This window comes from Paraburkholderia caffeinitolerans, from assembly GCF_902859945.1.
In the GTDB taxonomy this organism is placed as follows: domain Bacteria; phylum Pseudomonadota; class Gammaproteobacteria; order Burkholderiales; family Burkholderiaceae; genus Paraburkholderia; species Paraburkholderia caffeinitolerans.
In genome coordinates this window covers 181,660-199,490 of record NZ_CADIKL010000002.1, presented here as the reverse complement: position 1 = coordinate 199,490, position 17,831 = coordinate 181,660, and the positions used below count along the sequence as shown (strand labels likewise).

18 protein-coding genes are annotated in these 17,831 nt (G+C 62.6%); 7 read left to right on the top strand and 11 right to left on the bottom strand.

Features of this window, described 5'->3' with window-relative positions:
- Window positions 1-29: 29 nt before the first annotated feature.
- The 4 genes from HV773_RS02550 (at window position 30) to HV773_RS02535 (ending at window position 2,188) form a co-directional block, all read left to right on the top strand.
- Window positions 30-473, top strand: a complete 444-nt coding sequence (locus HV773_RS02550) for a hypothetical protein (protein ID WP_129563448.1) — start codon at window positions 30-32, stop codon at window positions 471-473.
- 159 nt (window positions 474-632) lie between these two features.
- A complete protein-coding gene (locus tag HV773_RS02545) occupies window positions 633-821 on the top strand; it encodes a ribbon-helix-helix protein, CopG family (RefSeq protein ID WP_129563447.1) in 189 nt (62 codons plus the stop codon).
- A 51-nt stretch (window positions 822-872) separates the two neighbouring features.
- Window positions 873-1,217: a zinc ribbon domain-containing protein YjdM gene (locus HV773_RS02540; protein WP_129563446.1), complete on the top strand. Its 345-nt coding sequence runs from the start codon at window positions 873-875 to the stop codon at window positions 1,215-1,217.
- Between the two features lie 41 nt (window positions 1,218-1,258).
- A complete protein-coding gene (locus tag HV773_RS02535) occupies window positions 1,259-2,188 on the top strand; it encodes an MBL fold metallo-hydrolase (RefSeq protein ID WP_129563445.1) in 930 nt (309 codons plus the stop codon).
- A gap of 21 nt (window positions 2,189-2,209) precedes the next feature.
- On the opposite strand, the gene HV773_RS02530 is transcribed toward HV773_RS02535, so the two are convergent.
- The 4 genes from HV773_RS02530 to HV773_RS02515 form a co-directional block, all read right to left on the bottom strand.
- Entirely contained in the window at window positions 2,210-2,569 is a 360-nt protein-coding gene (locus HV773_RS02530) for a hypothetical protein (RefSeq protein ID WP_129563444.1), read from the bottom strand.
- Window positions 2,566-3,621, bottom strand: a complete 1,056-nt coding sequence (locus tag HV773_RS02525) for a DUF6402 family protein (RefSeq protein WP_129563443.1) — start codon at window positions 3,619-3,621, stop codon at window positions 2,566-2,568. Before HV773_RS02525 ends, HV773_RS02530 begins: the two co-directional genes overlap by 4 nt.
- Window positions 3,622-3,958: 337 nt before the next feature.
- The gene (locus tag HV773_RS02520) at window positions 3,959-5,353 is read right to left on the bottom strand and encodes an isoxanthopterin deaminase (protein WP_484555904.1); all 1,395 of its coding nucleotides are present in this window, start codon (window positions 5,351-5,353) and stop codon (window positions 3,959-3,961) included.
- Window positions 5,354-5,445: 92 nt separating this feature from the next.
- A complete protein-coding gene (locus HV773_RS02515; RefSeq protein WP_129563442.1) occupies window positions 5,446-6,810 on the bottom strand; it encodes a nucleobase:cation symporter-2 family protein in 1,365 nt (454 codons plus the stop codon).
- Between the two features lie 208 nt (window positions 6,811-7,018).
- Between HV773_RS02515 and HV773_RS02510 the strand changes: the two genes are divergently transcribed.
- A complete protein-coding gene (locus tag HV773_RS02510) occupies window positions 7,019-7,909 on the top strand; it encodes a LysR substrate-binding domain-containing protein (RefSeq protein WP_129563441.1) in 891 nt (296 codons plus the stop codon).
- Window positions 7,910-7,954: 45 nt separating this feature from the next.
- On the opposite strand, the gene HV773_RS02505 is transcribed toward HV773_RS02510, so the two are convergent.
- Window positions 7,955-8,845 carry a LysR substrate-binding domain-containing protein gene (locus HV773_RS02505; protein ID WP_129563440.1) on the bottom strand — a complete coding sequence of 297 codons (891 nt, stop codon included), beginning with the start codon at window positions 8,843-8,845 and terminating at the stop codon, window positions 7,955-7,957.
- Between the two features lie 197 nt (window positions 8,846-9,042).
- Here HV773_RS02505 and HV773_RS02500 point away from each other — a divergent pair, with 197 nt between their 5' ends.
- Both HV773_RS02500 and HV773_RS02495 read left to right on the top strand, forming a co-directional pair.
- Window positions 9,043-9,552, top strand: a complete 510-nt coding sequence (locus HV773_RS02500; RefSeq protein ID WP_129563439.1) for a (2Fe-2S)-binding protein — start codon at window positions 9,043-9,045, stop codon at window positions 9,550-9,552.
- Complete coding sequence (locus tag HV773_RS02495; RefSeq protein ID WP_129563438.1) at window positions 9,553-11,799, top strand: xanthine dehydrogenase family protein molybdopterin-binding subunit; 2,247 nt, start codon at window positions 9,553-9,555, stop codon at window positions 11,797-11,799. It abuts the gene before it with no gap.
- Between the two features lie 51 nt (window positions 11,800-11,850).
- Here the strand turns inward: HV773_RS02495 and HV773_RS02490 are convergent, their stop codons facing one another.
- The 6 genes from HV773_RS02490 to HV773_RS02465 form a co-directional block, all read right to left on the bottom strand.
- Window positions 11,851-12,453, bottom strand: coding sequence for a glutathione S-transferase family protein (locus HV773_RS02490; RefSeq protein WP_129563437.1), 603 nt, complete (start codon window positions 12,451-12,453; stop codon window positions 11,851-11,853).
- A gap of 79 nt (window positions 12,454-12,532) precedes the next feature.
- The gene (locus HV773_RS02485; RefSeq protein ID WP_227875482.1) at window positions 12,533-14,896 is read right to left on the bottom strand and encodes an acetamidase/formamidase family protein; all 2,364 of its coding nucleotides are present in this window, start codon (window positions 14,894-14,896) and stop codon (window positions 12,533-12,535) included.
- Window positions 14,897-15,008: 112 nt separating this feature from the next.
- Window positions 15,009-15,200 (bottom strand): XapX domain-containing protein, encoded by a 192-nt coding sequence (locus HV773_RS02480; RefSeq protein ID WP_035525667.1) that lies wholly within the window; start codon window positions 15,198-15,200, stop codon window positions 15,009-15,011.
- A gap of 35 nt (window positions 15,201-15,235) precedes the next feature.
- Window positions 15,236-15,442, bottom strand: coding sequence for a XapX domain-containing protein (locus HV773_RS02475; protein ID WP_129563435.1), 207 nt, complete (start codon window positions 15,440-15,442; stop codon window positions 15,236-15,238).
- 75 nt (window positions 15,443-15,517) lie between these two features.
- Window positions 15,518-16,543, bottom strand: coding sequence for an acetamidase/formamidase family protein (locus HV773_RS02470; protein ID WP_129563434.1), 1,026 nt, complete (start codon window positions 16,541-16,543; stop codon window positions 15,518-15,520).
- A gap of 525 nt (window positions 16,544-17,068) precedes the next feature.
- A complete protein-coding gene (locus tag HV773_RS02465) occupies window positions 17,069-17,713 on the bottom strand; it encodes a GntR family transcriptional regulator (RefSeq protein ID WP_129564405.1) in 645 nt (214 codons plus the stop codon).
- Window positions 17,714-17,831: the final 118 nt, after the last annotated feature.

Here is a 17,831-nt window from a genome sequence, read left to right as displayed (position 1 = left end):
AGGTGGGAGCGTTGCAGGGGAGTAGGCGCATGATTGAAGTGGATGTTCCATTGCTGACCCATGAAAGCAAACGGATACGCTTGCGCGACGCGGGTGGCGAGCGCGGGCTCATTGCTGTGGGCGTTGGCCGGGCAGGCGGGCGCGGGTTCCAGTTGCTGCACCGCTTTGCGGCATTGAGCGAGCGGCTCGATGCAGCCGGCGTGAATCTCGTGTTCGTGTATCCGGCGCAATCGGCGCGGCATGTCCAGGATCGGCTTTCGGTGATGGCGGCTCGCTACAGGGACAAGCCTTGTCTGCTGCTGGACGAGGCGGGCCTCTTCTTCGGCGATACGCTGCCGCCTCAACGGCACAGCGTCATGCGCTTCGACCGGCACATGGCCTGCGTCGAGACGCTTGAGATTGACGCGCGGGAAACGGACTGGGACTCGCGGCTCGGCGAGTTTCTGGATGGCGTGCTTGCGGATAGCGCGTGAGCGCTGAACGGGAAGTGGGGGCCGGTTGGGATCGATTTGGGGGCGGGTAAATCGATTGCGCTACGATCCGATCAACCCGCGAGAGGGCCATGATCCACAACGGGTCTCGGGATTCGATTATAATTTGATTAACATATCTGAACTCCCAAGACCCGCGTGATGGAAACCAAGAGCGCCCGACTGACGATTCTGATCGACCCCGCAAAGAAGGCGGCATTTGAAGAGCTGTGCTCGGCACAGGATTTGACGCCTTCGCAGGTGGTCCGGCAATTGATTCGCGAATACCTCGCGCAGCATGGCGTGACCTACAAGACGAAGAGCACCGTCGGCACGCGCTTGCGCAAGTGACTACGTCGCTTGCTACGTAATAACCGCTTTAAACAAGCTTGAGAGTTGAACATGACCGCATTACCGCCGTGCCCGCAATGCAATTCCGAATTCACCTATGAAGACGGCGCCGTCTATATCTGCCCGGAATGCGGCCACGAGTGGGCCGCAAACGCCGAGGCCGCTGCAGCCGAGCCTGCGGGCAAGGTGTATCGCGATTCGGCGGGCAATATTTTGCAAGACGGCGATACCGTCACCGTCATCAAGGACCTGAAGCTGAAGGGCGGTGGCGGCGTGATCAAGATGGGCACCAAGGTGAAGAACATTCGCCTCGTCGATAGCGACCACGACATCGACTGCAAGGTCGACGGTTTTGGCGCAATGAGCCTGAAGTCGGAATTCGTCAAGAAGGCTTAACGGAAAGACGCGAGAAAGATGCGGTAAAGAGGCGGATCGACATGGACCAGACTCCCGGCAGTTCCGCTTCACCCATCACCATCGCGCGCGCCGATTTCGGCCGCGTTTCCGTGCTGTTCGGCGCGAAGAGCGGCAAGTACCCGGATGGCAATCAGGTGCTCATTCGCGGCTCGGACACGCGCGCGGCTTTCGACACGCCGCTAGTCTCGAACCACATCGGCGCTGAATTCGAGGCGACCGAACTGGTGGTCATGGGGCACGTGCACGAAGACCATATGGCGGGCCTTCATCGCATTCCCCGCGCCGCTGTCCATGTGCACGAGGCCGATTTGCCGGCGATTCGCAGTTCGGAAGGCATGTTCGCGGCGTATGGCACTGGCGCGAAGGACAAGGCCGCGTTGCTGGCCATGCTTCAGCGCGACTTCTTCTATGCGCCGCGTCCGGACGCGCAAGGCTATGTGGATGGGGCGTGCTGGGATCTCGGCCAGTCGCGTATACGCGCATTTCATTTGCCCGGCCATACCGCTGGCCACTGTGTCCTGCTGGTCGAGCCCGAGGGCGTGGCCTTCACCGGCGACATCGACCTGACTGGCTTCGGGCCCTACTACGGCGATGGCAGTTCGAGCTTGCGCGATTTTCGCCGCAGCATCGCGCGGCTGGCCGATATTCCGGCGAAGGTCTGGGTCACGTCGCATCATCGCGGCGTGTACACCGACCGCGAACATTTCTTGCGCGATCTCGCGGCGTTCGGCGCCAAAATCGACGAGCGCGAACAGCGCCTGCTGGCGCGGCTAAAGGAATCGCCGAAGACGCTGGAGCAACTGGTCGAGCAGCGGCTGCTTTATCCGCTGGGGTACGAGGGGCCCTGGGTAGTGTCCGCCGAGACGCGGACGATTTCGCAGCATCTGGCCGAGCTGGTGGCTGATGGGCGGGTCGTTGTGGATGGGGAAGGGGTCTACCGGCTTGGGTGAGGGCTGCATACCCCGCGCTTATCACCTGGTCAATTGCCAGAATGCACTAACGACGCGATCCTGGAGCGAAGGTGGAAGGATCACCAGATCTTCGTCGTCACCGCCCCTCTGAAACAAAAGATGGTTATCGACCCATGTAATCTCCGGGACCGGCGTGTGAAACGTTCGTCGGACGATCAGCTTGCCGGAGGCTGCATCGTAGACGCGGCCGACGTACTTGGGATTTTCGTCGTGGTGCCAATCGAGCATGCATTCCTCAGCAATGTAGCGGCCATCGGGCGATGGGCTGCGTACGCAACCACGCGCATTGGCATCTGATCGGTGTGCAATGAAGAGCCAGGTAAGCGTCAGTATGGCGATGGCGATTGCCAATTTTTTCATAGCTTGACCCGTATAGGCGTGCGAAGGCGACAACGCGCGAGATCGGAAAAAATAATGAAATCACCGCCTCTCTGGTGCTTTATTGCCCACTGACGAAAATCCCTATTATGCACTGGATAATAAACATTGCCTTTCGTTCGCACATCGCCGCGTGCAACCGGATAAGGAAAATACAGGGATGGGATATTAAGTTGCCCCACAATCCCATTGTACGGCACAATGATCACCCCTTTGCTGCTCCAATGGCCGAGATACTGTGATAATGCATCTCCAGATTTGTCGGTGAAGTCGTAGCTATCCTTGACGTATACGTAGACACTCGATACTACAGCCTCTCGCTCGATGGGGTCGATTGTCACGTCTGCTGGAGCAGCGTAGAGGTTGAAGGATCCAAGTGCACCGGTAAGATCATCAGGGACGCCAGCCCTGTGAAACTGTGATTCAATGAATTCGTCGATCTTTTGCGATAACGAACTTCCAACACTGATATACTGAAACTGGAAATGACGGTGTAAAGCAGGCATATTTTTCTTACATATTTTCCACGTATTGAACGGCAAAGCTATATTTCGATATCGCATCAATATAATTTTCAGTTTGTCATGTGCTATTTGGCTATGAATTTGCTTGGCTAACAGGTCGAGATACTTCTTTTCTGCCCGCTTGAACTTTAGAATCCAGTTCATCCGGATCGTGGCGGTGTCGTACATGCAGGGAGGATATGGTTCGCCATTTTGGTTAACCTCGGCCTTGAGATCGTCGTCGGTCGGTGCATAGTTGAGCACGCCAGCAAACCATCTTTGCATGAGTTTCGCGGCAACGGGCATACCCTCAAGTCGCATTGCGTCGGGTATTTCCTGAATGTCGAAGGGTGGAACCTTGATTATTTTCTGTTGGACGGATTGATCTCTGGATGAGCGCGGCAGCGGCGGCGGTGCCTTGTCGAGTGAGATGCCTTGCACGTCCACCGCTTTGCAACCTTCGCAGTGGTTCCATTGCCTTGTCCAAAACGTAGTTTTGTAGTACGGAAGTTCTTTGTCGAAGAGATACACGATATTCCTCTGATGGTTTAGCGCTCACGATCCTAAAAGAAGCGCTGCTCATCCCATCTCGTAAATCGCATGATCTCTGGTTAGCGGTCAAAAGTAGCCTGTTCAGTCTCTATGCCGGACAATCGTTAACGACCCTTGGTGGTCTCCAGAATTCGCCGCACGTAGATCCATCGTGCTGATGGGCGTTTGCTCATGCGCGGTACGTTCAGTGGTTTGCTGGTGGTGCAGATCCTTGCGCGCATCGATGCTGGGCAAGTCGTCCTGCACGAAGCCAGCGCCGAACTCATTGAACGGGCGGGCACAAGCGCCTGACGCCTGCACCCGCCTCATCGCACACTCAATCCAGCAGTTCCCGCACGCCCTGTGCCGCATCACGGCGCAGCGCCTCGAGATCGAGGCCCGGAATTTCGCCGTTCTCCACCACCACGCGCCCGTTGACGATGCTATGACGCACGCGCACCGGCTCACCCGCCGCAACGGGCGCGACCGCGAGGTCGTGGAAGCCGTCGAAGCGCAGCGCGTTGAGGTCGTAAAGCACGAGGTCGGCGGCCTGGCCCGGGGCGAGCGTGCCCACGGCGTCGAGCCCGAGCACGCGCGCGCCACCGGCCGTGCCCCAATGGATGATTTCTTCCACCGTGGTCGCCGCCGCGCCATGCGCGGCACGGTGCACGAGCCACGCGAAGTTTGCCTCGTGGGTCATGCTGCCCGATTCGTTGGACGCCACGCCGTCGACGGCCAGCGACACCGGCATGCCGGCGGCGGCCATGCGCGGCGCGGGCGCGATGCCGCTGCCGAGGCGCGCGTTGCTGACCGGGCAATGCGAGACGCCCGAGCCGGATTCGGCCAGCATCGCAATCTCGCTGGCTTCGAGATGCACGAGGTGCGCGAACCATACGTCGGGGCCGAGCCAGCCGTGGTCGGCCACGAACTCCACCGGCAGCTTGCCGAAGCGCTCGCGGCAGAAGTCGACATAGCGCGTGGTTTCCGAAAGGTGCGTATGCATGCGCAGACCCAGCCCGCGCGCGGCGCGCGCAAGCTCTGGAAGCAGTTCGGGCGGCAGCGAGAAGGTGGGCGTGGTGGGCGCGACCACCACGCGGCGCATCGATGCCGCGCTGCTATCGTGATAGCGCGCCTTGAGGCGCTCGATGTCGGCGAGCATCTGGTCGAGCGTTTCCGGGTGCAACACGGTCTTCGAGAAGCCCGGGTGATCGCCCGCCGATTGCAGCGCGCCGCCCCGGCACAGCACGAAGCGCAGGCCGAATGCAGCGGCTTCCTCGAACAGCAGGTCGCCGGTTTCCACCGTGCCGTGCGCGTGATACAGGTAGTGATGGTCGGCGCAGGTGGTCACGCCCGAGAGCAGCATCTCGGCCATGCCGAGCCTCGCGGCCGTGCGCGCGAGTTCGGGCGTGAAGCGCGCAAGGCGCGGATAAGGCACGGCGGCGAGCCAGTCCTGAAGATCGGCGTTGATGCCCGAAGGCACGGCCTTGAGCAGATTCTGGAACAGGTGATGGTGGGTGTTGACCCAGCCCGGATAGACGACGCAGTCGCGCGCATCGATCACGCGTTCGCCGGCAAGCGGCGTGAGATTGGGCGCGATCGATTCGATCCGGCCGTTGGCGATCCGCAGATCGACCTGGCCGAGGCGTGCCTGGTCACCGGGGCGGCCGCTCATGACGGCGGCGGGGTTGCGGATCAGAATCGATTGGTTCGACGGCGTTGTTGGGTTCACGATCAGGCATCCTTATTATGTGTGTTGGGGGCGATGCGCGAGCACGCGGGGCGCTCGCGCGAGCCGGCGAGTGTTAGTCGCGCATCAGTCACGTATCAGTCGCGCACCATCGTTGCGCAAGCTGCGTCGGCGTGCTCGTCCTGGGCGCGTTCGGCGGGACGCACGCCGTTCAGCACGGCGTTGAGCCCGACGGAAACGAGGCAGGCGAGCACGACGCCGCTGTGCACGAAAGGTTGGGTCCATGCGGGCATATGGGCGAACAACTGCGGGGTCATGACCGGAATCAGCGCCGTTGCAATCGTGAAGCCCACGATCAGCACGTTGTAGCGATTGTTCTCGAAGTCGACCTTGGCGAGCGTTTGCACGCCAGCGGCCACCACCACGCCGAACATGGCGATGCCCGCGCCGCCGAGCGCCGCCGAAGGCGTCGCCGCCACGATGGCGCCGACCTTGGGCACGAGCGCGACGGCGCACATCAACACACCGCTTATCGCAACAATCCAGCGGCTACGCACGCCGGTCAGAATCACGAGGCCCACGTTCTCCATGAAGGCGATGAACGGGAACGCGGCGAACATGCCGGCAATCGCGCTCGCCACGCCATTGGCGCGCAGGCCGCGTACCACGTCTTCCTCGCTCACTTCCTTTTCCACGATGTCGCCGATTGCCACGAACAGGCCCATCGACTCGACCATCTGCACGATCATCACCACGGCCATGGTGGCGATGGGCACGATGGAGAATTCGGGCTTGCCGAAATAGAACGGCACGGGCAGCGTGAACCACGGCGTGGCGGCAACGTTGGCGTAATGGCCCATGCCGAGCATGACGGCGAGCCCGGTGCCCACGACCAGCCCGATCAGCACCGAAAGATTGCGCACGAACGGCGAGCCGAAGCGGTTGATCAGAAGAATCACGGTGGCGACCAGCAGCGTGACGCCGAGGAACGGGAGCGAGCCGAATGCCTCTTTGTCGACGCCGCCGCCGCCGCCCACCCATTGATACGCGACCGGAAAGAGCTGCATGCCGATCACGGTGACGATGCAGCCCGTCACCACGGGCGGGAAGAAGCGCCGTAGCCGGCCGACCAGGGGCGCGGCGAACGCTGTGAGCAGGCCTGCGCCGATCACCGCGCCGCATACACCCGTGAAGCCGATGCCGGGCGTAAGGCCGATGGCGATCACGGGCCCAACGCTGCTGAACGCCACGCCTTGCAGGATCGGCAGCTTCACGCCGAGTTTCCAGGCGCCGACGGTTTGAAAGATCGTCGAGATGCCGGAGCAGAACAGCGCGGTGCTGATGAGCACCGTAGTGTCCGCAGGCGACATCTTGAGCGCCGAAGCGACGATCAACGGCACGGCAATCGCGCCGATATAGGCCACCAGCATATGCTGCATGCCGAGCGTGAGCATCTGGCGCCAGGGGAGAATTCTATCGACGGGATGTGAGGCGGTGTTCATGACATGTCTCCTGATTTTCATTTCCGGGCCGATTCGTGCCGGCCAGTTAATTCGGACTTCTAGTCATGCTGCGATTGCAATAAACTGATCGGGCCGCGGTCTCCCCAGAGAGAAACGGGTGCAGCTTGCGACCAAGTTTCACAAGACGAAATCGCTCTGTACAATATTTTTTCCCATCGATCTTGATACGTTTGCGATATGGACCCCCATGGATTTGCGTCTCTTGCGTTACTTCGCGGCGCTTGCCGACGAACTCCATTTCGGCCGCGCAGCCGCGCGGCTGCACATTTCCCAGCCGCCGCTGAGCCAGCAGATTCGTCTGCTTGAGGAGGAGCTGGGCACGGCGCTGTTCATCCGCTCGCAGCATCGCGTCGAACTCACCGAGGCAGGGAAAACACTGAGCAAACAGGTGCCGCTGATCTTCGCGCAGTTCGAGCGCGCGATCGATCTCACGCGTTGCGCAGGCCGGGGCGAAATGGGCAATCTCGCCGTGGGCATCATCAGCTCGGCCATGGTCGCGCCCATTCCGCGCGCGCTGAGCGTGTTCGCGAGCCGCCATCCGCAGGTGCGCTGGACGCTCAACGAAATGACGCCGGTGGAGCAGATCGCGGCGCTCAAGGAGAAGAGGCTCGACGTGTGCTTCTTCCGTCTGTACCAGGACGATCCCGCGATCCGCAGCGAAGCGATCGGCCGCGATACGGCCATGGCGGTGCTGCCGGCCGATCATCCGCTGGCCGCGCGCAAGCAGATCGCCCTGGGCGAGCTTGCGCACGAGCGCTTCATTTCGTTTGGCTTGCGCCAGTCGCAGCTTGCGCGTTCGCTTCAGGACGCCTGCGTGAAGGCGCGTTTCACGCCCCAGATCGTGCACGAGGTGGTAGAGGTGCATACGCTGTTGTCGCTCGTGAGGGAAGGGCTGGGTGTGGCGCTGCTGCCGACCTCTGCAAAGCAGATCTCGACCGGCGGAGTGGTGTTCGTGAAGCTCGCCCAGACCGATCTCGACGTTTCGCTGCACGCGCGCTATCGCGCCGACGACACGTCGCCGGTGCTGGAGGCGTTTCTCGACACCGTGCGCGAAGTAGCCGCCGCGATGGAGGGCTGAAGCCCGATCCGCAACCCCGCCGGATCGATGCAACTCATAGGAACCTCACGCCAGCGTGCGCGCCACCAGCTCGCTGATCACCCGCACCAGTGGCGCCACGTGCGCCGCGCGCTCGCGCGGCCAGAGCGCGTAGAGGTTGTAGTGGGTAGGCAGTTCGATGTCGTTGAGCGGCACGATGCGCCCTTCGCGGCGTGCATCGGCGGCCAGCAGGCCGCGCGCGAGCCCCGCGCCCATCCCCGAGCCTAGCGCGGCCACGAGCCCCGCCGCGTTGTCCAGCACCGCGATGTTGTCGGGTTCCACGCCCGGCAGGCCGGACTCTTCCAGCCAGGGAATCCACGAACGCTTGGTGTAGCCGAGCAGCGGCAGCGTCAGGACCTGTTCGGGCGTGAGCGGCAGCGTGAGGCCGTGGCGCGCGAGCAGCGCGGGCGAGGCCATGGCCGCGAGCCGGTCGTGACACACCAGCGTGCTGTCCACGCCTTCCCATTCCCCATACCCGTAGCGCAGCGCGAGATCGACATGCTCGAACGTGAAACGGTCGTAGCGCGACGCGGAAAGCACGGTCAGCGAGACGCCGTCGAGCGCCTCCACGATCGCGGGCAAGCGCGAGGGAAACCATCCTTGCATGAGTTCGGGGTCGACGTCGAGCGTGATGGAAGGGCCGGCCGGCCGGCCCTTGACGGTCGAGATCGCACGGTCGATCTGCTCGAGCCCCGCCGAAAGCTGATTGGCGAACAGCGTGCCCGCGTCGGTGAGCGCGATGCGCCCGCCCACGCGCGCGAACAGCGGCTGGCCGATGTAGTCCTCGAGCGAGCGAATCTGCTGGCTGATCGCGCTGTGCGTGAGCGAGAGCTGGCGCGCAGCGCTCGAAAAACTGCCGACCTTTGCCGCTTGCAGAAAGGCCTGCATCGACTGGATCGAGGGGTAACGCTTGAGCATGTGTTAGTCCGGCTTACAGAGGATCGACGAAATGATCGCTGGCTTCCCGCGCAGGGGCTTTCAATAATGCAGCCGTGTTTGCGGGCACGCGCTGGAAAACGTGAAGCGATTTGAAAGCGACCCGAAGCCGCAACGATACGGGAAAAATCCTGCGGGAAAAACCCCGGAAATAACATGAATAACGTAGGAGACAGCGCGTGATTTCGATTGTGGTGAACGATACCCGGCATACGTTCGACGATGTGCCGGAAGACATGCCCTTGCTCTGGGTGCTGCGTGACCGTCTCAAGCTCACCGGCACGAAGTTCGGTTGCGGCAAGGGCCAATGCGGCGCTTGCACGGTGCACATGGAAGGCGCGGCGGTGCGGTCGTGCATGCTGCCGGCAGCGGCGGCGGACGGGCGGCGCATCACGACCATCGAAGGTTTGTCTCACGACGGACGCCATCCGCTGCAACTCGCGTGGATTGCCGAAGACGTGCCGCAATGCGGTTATTGCCAATCGGGCCAGTTGATGCAAGCGGCGGCGATGCTCGCGCAAGACGGCAAGCCCGACGACGCCACCATCGTTTCGACGATGTCGGGCAACGTGTGCCGCTGCGGCACCTATGGACGCATTCATCGCGCGATCAAGCGGGCCGCTTCGGGCGATCCCACCTTGAATGCGATTGTCACACCCATGCCGGAACACGCCGGCAAGGAGGCTTGAATGCGCCATAACGATCAACACGGCGCTGCGCGCCGCCGCTTCCTGAAGCAGGGTTCCGCGCTGCTGGCCGCCGGCCTCGCAGTGGGTTTCGTGCTTCCCGAGGCGCACGCCGCAGCGGCAGCGGAGTCGAACATCAGCGGCGACCCGCATCCGCAGCGCGGCGAGTTCGAGCCCAACGCATGGGTGCGCGTGCTGCCCGACGACACGATCAAGCTCGTCGTCCACAAGCACGATTCCGGCACGGGCACGCGCACAGCGCTCGCAGCGGTGGTGGCCGAGGAACTCGACGTCGATCCGTTCCGCGTGGAGGTCATCACGCCCGAGGATCCGTTCTTCCCGCAATACATTCATCCGCTCTGGAAGGTGTTTTCGACGGGTGGCAGCACCAGCGTCTCGCTCGAATACGAGCGCCTGCGCCGCGCGGGCGCGACGGCGCGCGCGATGCTGATCGAAGCCGCGGCGCAGCAGTGGGGTGTGCCGGCATCGGCGTGCACGACCGACAATGGCAACGTGGTGGAAGCCGCGAGTGGTCGCCGTGCAACCTATGGCTCGCTCGCCGCGCGCGCGGCGAAACTGCCCGCGCCGAAAGACGTCGCGCTCAAGCCGCCCGGCGAGTTCAAGTATGTGGGCAAGCTGCGCAAGAAGCGCGATGCCGCGCAGAAGACCACCGGCAGCTTCGGGTACAGCATCGACGTATCGCTGCCCGGCATGCTCGTGGCGGTGATCGCGCGCGCGCCCATGATCGATGGCCGCGTGCGCAGCGTCGACACGAAGGCCGCGCTCGCCATTCCCGGCGTGCGCGACGTGCTGCGGATTCCCGCGCGGCCCGACATTCTCGGCGGCAATCAGGCGGGCGTGGCCGTGCTCGCGGACGACTACTGGGCCGCGCATCGCGGCCAGGCGGCGCTGCAGATCGAATGGGACGACAGCCCTTTCGAGTCGTTCGACAGCAGCACGCTGGCGGCGCGCCAGGCGGCATGGCTGAACGATCCTGCTGCGCGTGTGGTGCCGACCGTCCAGAACGGCGACGCCAAAACGGCCCAGGCGGCCAAGGCGGCCGGCGGGAAAATGATCGAAGCGTCGTACACGATGCCGTACAAGGCCGCGAATCCGCTCGAACCGGTCAACGTGACCGCGTGGGCCAGAAACGGCGGTATCGAATACTGGGGTGGATTGCAGGTGCCGTCCTCGGCGCTGGAGGCCGCCGAGGTAATCGGTAGTATTCCTGAGAATCGTGTGACGCTGCACGAGCTGGTCTCGGGCGGCAGCTTCGGCGCACGCGAATCGAAGTACTGGCTCTTCGAAGTGACGTGGCTTGCGATCAAGACCGGCAAGCCGGTCAAGCTGATGAACAGCCGCGAGGACGAGATGCGCGCGCTGTATTATCACGCGGCCACGCATCACCGCGCGCGGGCCGTGGTCGATTCGAAGGGGCAGCTTGCGTCGCTGGAATTGCGCGCGGTTTCGCCGGCTTCGCCCGAGCAGTGGGAGCCAGGCTACCTCGACCGCGCTGACCGCATGGACTACAGCACGACCGAGGCCATCAACAAGTGGGAATTCGCCTATAGCGCGCCGCATCGCGACATCGGCTGGGTACGTCATGAGACGGGTGTGCCCACGGGCTGGTATCGCGCCGTAAGCTATATCCCGAACGTGTTCGCCGTGGAGTCCATCATGGACGAGGCTGCACACGCGGCGCGCCGCGACCCGCTGGAGTTTCGCATTGCGCATATGAGCGAGCGGCCGCGACACGTCGCGGTGTTGCGCGAAGCGGCGAAGCGCGCGGGCTGGGGGCAGGCCTTGCCGGCCGGTACCGCGCTCGGCATTTCGACCAATGAGGCCTACAGCAGTTACATCGCCGTGATTGCGCGTGTGAAGCGCAAGGGCGACACGGTGGTGGTCGAGAAACTCACCTGCGTGACCGATTGCGGGATTGCGGTGTCACCGGGCGGCGTGGAAGAGCAGCTTTATGGCGGCCTGATGTGGGGCCTCGGCCATGCCACGAGCGATCGCATCGACATTCGCAACGGCCGCGTGCAGCAGAGCAACTTCGACACGTATCGCGTGATGAGAATGAGCGATATGCCCGACATCGACATTCATCTCGTGCAAGGCGACGTGAGCAAGCCAGGCGGTGTGGGCGAACTCGCGGGCCCGTCGGTTGCGCCGGCCATTGCCAATGCGGTGTTCAGTTTGACGGGCAAGCGCTTGCGCGAAACGCCGTTCAATTTGCAGATGCGGGCGTAGGGGGGAACGCGCTCAAGGCAAGGAAAACCCTTGCCTTGAGTGCTGATGTGTTTATGCCTGCGCGTTCTCGCGGGCCTGCGCGCGTGCGAAAGCAGGGCGGCTGGTGACGCGCTGGACGTAATCTTCCAGCAGTGTGGTGCGTTCCAGCAGCGGGCTGCCCATGAACAGCGCGAAGGTCGTGGCGACCAGAATATCGGCGGCGGAAAAAGATTCGCCCAGCAAATAAGGGCCGCTTTGCAGGGTGCGATTGACGTGCACCATGACTTCATCGGGTTCGACCCAGCCCGCCGTGCCGCGCGGCGGCGTGATGCCCATGAACTTGCCGACCCACGCGGGTTCCATCACGCCCGCGTAATAGGCCAGCCAGGTCAGATAAGCGCCGCGCATCGGCGAACCCACCACCGGGCCGATGCCCGCGTCCGGGAATTTGTCCGTGAGATAGCAGGCAATAGCGGCGCTTTCGAACACCACCGTGCCATCGTCTTCGATGACCGGCACCTTGCCGTGCGGATGCGGATTGGCCGCGTCAACGGCGCCTGTGCCGTTGCCCCGGCGAATATCGACGGACTTGATCTGATACGGCGCGCCAAGCTCTTCGAGCAGGAAGATCATGCGCGAAGAGCGCGAATGCGGAGCATGAAAAAGCGTAATCACGGCTTATCTCCGGGACAGGATAGAAGCCGAAATAGTACCGGAAGGCGGGATCGGTTGCGCTCCAGACCAACGCAACCGATCAGGCGCCCGTGAATAGCGACTTCCTGATAATCGCATGCACGCCCCAGTTGCCATTGACGACCTGCGTGATGCCAAAGTCGACAGCCACCGAAATGAGCGTGACGGCTTCGTCCTCGCTGAGTTTCTTGACGGACATGAGGAAACGGCGAGCCTTGCGAAAGGCGTCGCGCATGGCTTCGTCGAGCGTCGACTTCATGTAGATGTGGCTCTGCGCCTTTTGCCCGAATTCGGTTAGATGGTTCGGAGAACTGAAGCCATGAAGTATCCACTCGTTAGCGGTTTCAACGAGCGGGTAGGTCAAGTCGGCGAAGGGGGCGTTGGGATCGATCTCGCCATTCTTGTGCAGCACCAGTTGAAAGTCGCCGGTCAGCGAGCACTCGATGGCGGTGCCGCATAGCTCCGAGTCGCCCTGGGACGCGTGTGGATCGCCAATCGAGAACAACGCTCCCGGCACGGCTACGCGCAGAAATACACTGGCGCCGCGCGTCACGCGCCAGTTGTCCAGATTGCCCGCGAAGCTCGAAGGCGGAATGGAGTCGATTAAACCGTTCTGGGCGGGCGCCACCGCAATCACGCCAAAATGCGGACGAACCGGTATTTCAATATCGATCAGGACATCGTAATTCTTTTCGATGGTGGAATGGTCGACCGGTACGCCGGGATAGTCGATGGTCGGATGCAGTACGCCAGCCGGATCGCGTTGCGGCGTCCAGCGGAAGTTGTAGAGCGCGCGCGCTTTGCCGTCGGAGCGTTCGCAGTCGATCTCGAAGATGGTCACGACTTCGCGCTCGCGCGGTTCCGTGAGCAGATCGCGGTAATGAAAGCCCCACCACGTTGCGGCATTGCTGCCGAAGGCCTTGCCGTGGTAGCACGGGTTCGCGCTCATGCGCGGGCGGATGTCGAGAATCCTCACTTCGAGCACGTCGCCGGGCATGGCGTCGCGCACGGCCACCGGCCCCGTGCAGATATGGACACCGAATCCTTCGCCCGCGCCACGTCCGTAGATCGACGCATCGAGCGGGCCGGCGCCGCGCCGGTCGACATTCTTCTTTTCGGCGGTCCAATGAAACACGCTTTGCGCGCCGGCATCGCCTTCGATCATGCGCTCCCAGTCGTCCGATGCGTGCTGTGTGAGCGTTTCGATCGTCACCTTGTCGCCCGACTCGACTTCGAGCACCGCGGGCAAGTCGCGGCTCAGATAGCCCCAATGGACCGTCTTGTCGGTGGCGTTGAGCCGGTGATGGCGGCGTCCGAAACTGTCGGTGGCATGGCCCCAGCGGGAAACATGGCCGGGGTGGCCCGGCGCGCTCGCCGGCGCGATGCCGTCGTTGGCCGGAAGCTGATCGCGCGCGATGGGCTGGATCCGCACGTGTTCGGGGCGGCCGCGCGAGATGCGTTGCGCGACGACCTTGGCCGGCGCGGGCATCATCTGGTCGCGATATGAACTGGGCGAAATGCCGAACTGCTGCCGGAATGCGTGACTGAAATACGAGGGGTCGTTAAAGCCCCATCGATAACAGATGTCCGAAACCGTGAGCTTGCTGTAGAGCGGATTCGCGAGATCGGTCCGGCAACGTTCGAGCCGCCGCGTGCGCAGATAGACCGAAAAATTCGTGCCCGACTTTTCGAATAGTTTCTGCAGGTAGCGCGCGGAAACGTGCTCGTCGGCCGCGATGGAGGCCACACTCAAGCCGGGTTCGGCCAGCCGCGCGTCCACACGCTCGCAAATGCGCGCGAAGATGGCGGTGCGCGATTGCGTGAGGCCCGCGAGATCGGGCGGCTGGCTCGCGATCAAGGCGGTGGCGAGAAACTCGGTAATCGTGCTGTCGATCGGTTGCAATGCCTTGGGGTCGGCGGACACGACGGTGTCGAATGTATCGGCGGCCGCGCACAGCATGCGGGCGAAGAGTAGCCCTGCATCGCCCGTGAGCTTGATCGCTTCAGTGGGCTGCGGCGCGGCTACGCGCGCGGCGAGCAGCGCGGGGCCGATGTGAACGGTGAGCAGGCGAAACGCCGTAGCGAGCGACAACTCGGCGTGCGCGCCCGCGGGCACGCAGACAATTTCGTTCGCACGCAGGCTGTTGCTCGCGCCCGTGGTGGCGAGCCCGGCCTCGCCTTCGAGCAACATCAGCAGTACGAGGCCCCGGTCCTTGCCCGCGGCCACGGCAACCGATTGCGGCACTGAGGAGATGCACGCGAGTTCGATGCCCGCACTGGTGGTTCTCGATTGCACCGTGCCGTGCAGTGTGTGATCGGCGCACAGATTCTCGCAGCACAGCCGCGCGACCATAAGCTCGGCGCGCCAGGCGGCGGCACGGCCGGGTTGCGGCCAGGCTTCAGTGGAAAAGTGCGATTGACGCAAGGCCTGTCTCCCTGGCATTTTTTTGCATTGGCATGCAGCAGTCGTAACGGCGGACCCACCGGCTGGGCCCGCCTGACTTCAATTCAGCCCATGCGTTAAGCCGCAGTGGCGGCTAGCCGAAATGCAACTGCCCTCGCATGGCCGCCACCAGGACGAAGCCTGCGAATGTGCCGACGATCGCGAAGATGCCGCCGAGCACATTGGGCGCAGGTATCGGAGCCCGTACTGCAGTGTAAACAACCCCCGTTACCAGGCCAACGGCTGCGGCCTGAATTTCCGTTTGACCCAGCATGATTTCAACCATGTCATTCCCCTTAATCATGAATCGGCGGTAATCGATCAGCTTGCTGGCGGACGACCGAAACTGACACTCTTGCGCCATGCATTCACAATCAAGTAGCCGAGATAGGTGAAGAGAATGGCGCAAATACCCCCGGTTACGTTGGGTGCGGGAATGGGCAGATCGAGCCATGAATACAGCGTGCCGGTGACGAGACCGACTACGAGCGCAACCAGTTCATTGCGCCCCACGTAGACATAGTGCATATGAGTTCCTCTCGCTTGTTCGCTTCGGTTCGCTTGCGTTGTCCGGGTGTCCGACCCTTGGCCGTGTTGGGTCCTTTAGCCCTTGTTCTTCGGCGGGAAGATGGAGCGCGGCATCGTGCAGTGAATGCCCTGAGTGCCGTCGACCACCTGCGTGACGCCGAAGTCCGCCGAAACACTCATGAGCGAATAGGCGTCGTCGCGCGAGAGGCCTTGTTGCTCGGTCAGCAGATGGATCATGTCGCGCGCCGCGTTCTTGCCCGCTTCGTCGAGATCCTCATGGAAGCCGTGGACGACCCAGCAGTCCGGCGTTTCGAGCAGCGGCGAGGGGAAGTGGAAATCTTTTCTCAGGACTACCTGGAAAAGCACATTGAGTGAGGCCTCGATTGCGGTACCGCTGATTTCGCCGTCGCCCTGCGAGATGTGTGGGTCGCCGATCGAGAACAGTGCGCCGTCTACCGCGACCGGGTAATACATGGTTGCACCCGCGCCAATGCGCCAGTTGTCGATGTTGCCGCCGTGCAGGCCCGGCTCCACGGTCGAGACGCGGCCTGCCTTGTCGGGCGCCACACCCGCGGTGCCAAGGTGGGGGCGCACCGGAACGCGCACGCCCGCAAGCGCCGGCTGGCGGCAGCATTCGCGTTCATCGACGATCTTGCCGGGGATCGTCATCTTGTCCGGATAGTCGTAGGCGTACAGGGCGTGCGCGGTGTTCGACGCGGTGTCGAGTTCGTAGATGGTGATGCGTTCTTTGTTGAATTCGCGGTACAACTGGCCCCAGTGCGCGGCGGCATTCGCGCCAAAGCGAAAGCGCGGAATCATTTGCAGGTAGCGCACTTCGAGCACGTCGCCGGGTTTGGCGTCCTCGATGTAAATCGGGCCCGTCATGATGTGTACGCCCGGATTGCGGTCTTCGTGCGGAATCTTCGTAAAGATCTCGCGCACGGCGTCGTCCATCATCAGGTTCGGTGCATCGCCGGCATGGTGGGTGATCGCTTCGGCGCGAATGATGTCGCCGCTTTTCACGGTCAGGGCCGGTGCTTTGCAGGCGTCGAAATAGCCCCAATGAACGGTTTCGGGACGGGCGGGCAGATCATGCAGCATGGTTGTCTCCTTGATTTATGGGTAACCGCGTCCGACGGCCGTGCAGGGCTGAACGGTCGTGCGTGAAGCGGTGTAAGGCCAGGTGCAATGCTGATGAACAGCCACCTCATCGATCGTGGCCATCCATGACGCTTGGGAATCGCTCAGTGCCTTGCCGTTTGACTTGATGTCTTGCGGTGACTTGATATTAGGTATTTCACATTCTTTCGACCTAGGGCGATGCGCCCCAATCGCTTGTGTTCTCGCGAACTAGCGTAAACCCGCTGGAAATACGCTATGAAATGTCCGCTTCAATGCGGGGTCAGGACGCGCATATGCGCAACCGGCATGCATTACGGCATGCGGGATGCGTTAAGGTCGTTGTAAGTGAGGGAGGAATTGCGGACAGGAGAATTCGCGCGATAGCACGCGATGTGTGCGCGTTATTGATACTTCAAGAGCGCAGTGTCGATTAGCGAAAACAAGGTGCGGACACAACCAATCGCGCGAGCCGTCGCGGGGGCGGCGACTCGCGGCCCCCGTGCATCAGCTTCTGAAGATCTCTTCGAGATCGACCTGCTCGCTTGCCGACTCGAGCTTCATGCTGCCTTGAATGTGGTCCAGATGCTCGAGCATCAAACGCTCGGCGCGCGCGGCGTCGCGCTTCGCAATGGCGTCGACGATATGCGAGTGCTCGTCGGCGCGGCAACAGGTTGCGGTGGGCGCATCGTAGAGAAAGATCATGAGGCAGGTGAGCACGGAAAGCTCGCGCATGGTGCGGGCGAGCGCCGAGTTGCCCGCGAGATCCGCCGCGAGCGAATGAAACTCGCCCGAGAGCCTGATCACGGTGCGCTTGTCGTCGCGCTTGCGCGCATCGGCTTCGAGTGCTTCGTGTTCGCGCAGGCGCTTCAACTTTTCGGCCGTCAAGGTTTCGACGAGCCGCCGCATGATCGCGGGTTCGATCAGGCGGCGCGCCTCGAACACATCGAGCGCCTGCTCGATGGAAGGCCGCGCGACATAAGCGCCTTTCTGCGGAATCAGTTCAACGACTTGCTCATGCGCGAGCCTCGCCAGCACTTCGCGGATGCGTCCGCGGCTGGCGTTGAAGATTTCTGCCAGGCGCTCTTCCGCGAGTTTGGTGCCGGGATGCAGCCGGTGTTCGAGGATCGCCGCGTAGATGCGTTCGTAAATCTCGTCCTGGCTGAGTTCGAGTGGCGCGCGCGCCGGCGCAGCGGTTTTGCGTTTGCGCGTGGCGGATTTCCTGGCAGGGGGCGTGGCAAGTTCGTCGATTGCGGACACGGCAATGGCC

Bases quoted from the DNA above. Each gene is read 5' to 3' on its own strand.
- HV773_RS02550 (WP_129563448.1), top strand. From the start codon at position 30: ATGATTGAAGTGGATGTTCCATTGCTGACCCATGAAAGCAAACGGATA.
- HV773_RS02545 (WP_129563447.1), top strand. From the start codon at position 633: ATGGAAACCAAGAGCGCCCGACTGACGATTCTGATCGACCCCGCAAAG.
- HV773_RS02540 (WP_129563446.1), top strand. From the start codon at position 873: ATGACCGCATTACCGCCGTGCCCGCAATGCAATTCCGAATTCACCTAT.
- HV773_RS02535 (WP_129563445.1), top strand. From the start codon at position 1,259: ATGGACCAGACTCCCGGCAGTTCCGCTTCACCCATCACCATCGCGCGC.
- HV773_RS02530 (WP_129563444.1), bottom strand. From the start codon at position 2,569: ATGAAAAAATTGGCAATCGCCATCGCCATACTGACGCTTACCTGGCTC.
- HV773_RS02515 (WP_129563442.1), bottom strand. From the start codon at position 6,810: ATGAACACCGCCTCACATCCCGTCGATAGAATTCTCCCCTGGCGCCAG.
- HV773_RS02510 (WP_129563441.1), top strand. From the start codon at position 7,019: ATGGATTTGCGTCTCTTGCGTTACTTCGCGGCGCTTGCCGACGAACTC.
- HV773_RS02505 (WP_129563440.1), bottom strand. From the start codon at position 8,845: ATGCTCAAGCGTTACCCCTCGATCCAGTCGATGCAGGCCTTTCTGCAA.
- HV773_RS02495 (WP_129563438.1), top strand. From the start codon at position 9,553: ATGCGCCATAACGATCAACACGGCGCTGCGCGCCGCCGCTTCCTGAAG.
- HV773_RS02480 (WP_035525667.1), bottom strand. From the start codon at position 15,200: ATGGTTGAAATCATGCTGGGTCAAACGGAAATTCAGGCCGCAGCCGTT.
- HV773_RS02475 (WP_129563435.1), bottom strand. From the start codon at position 15,442: ATGCACTATGTCTACGTGGGGCGCAATGAACTGGTTGCGCTCGTAGTC.
- HV773_RS02470 (WP_129563434.1), bottom strand. From the start codon at position 16,543: ATGCTGCATGATCTGCCCGCCCGTCCCGAAACCGTTCATTGGGGCTAT.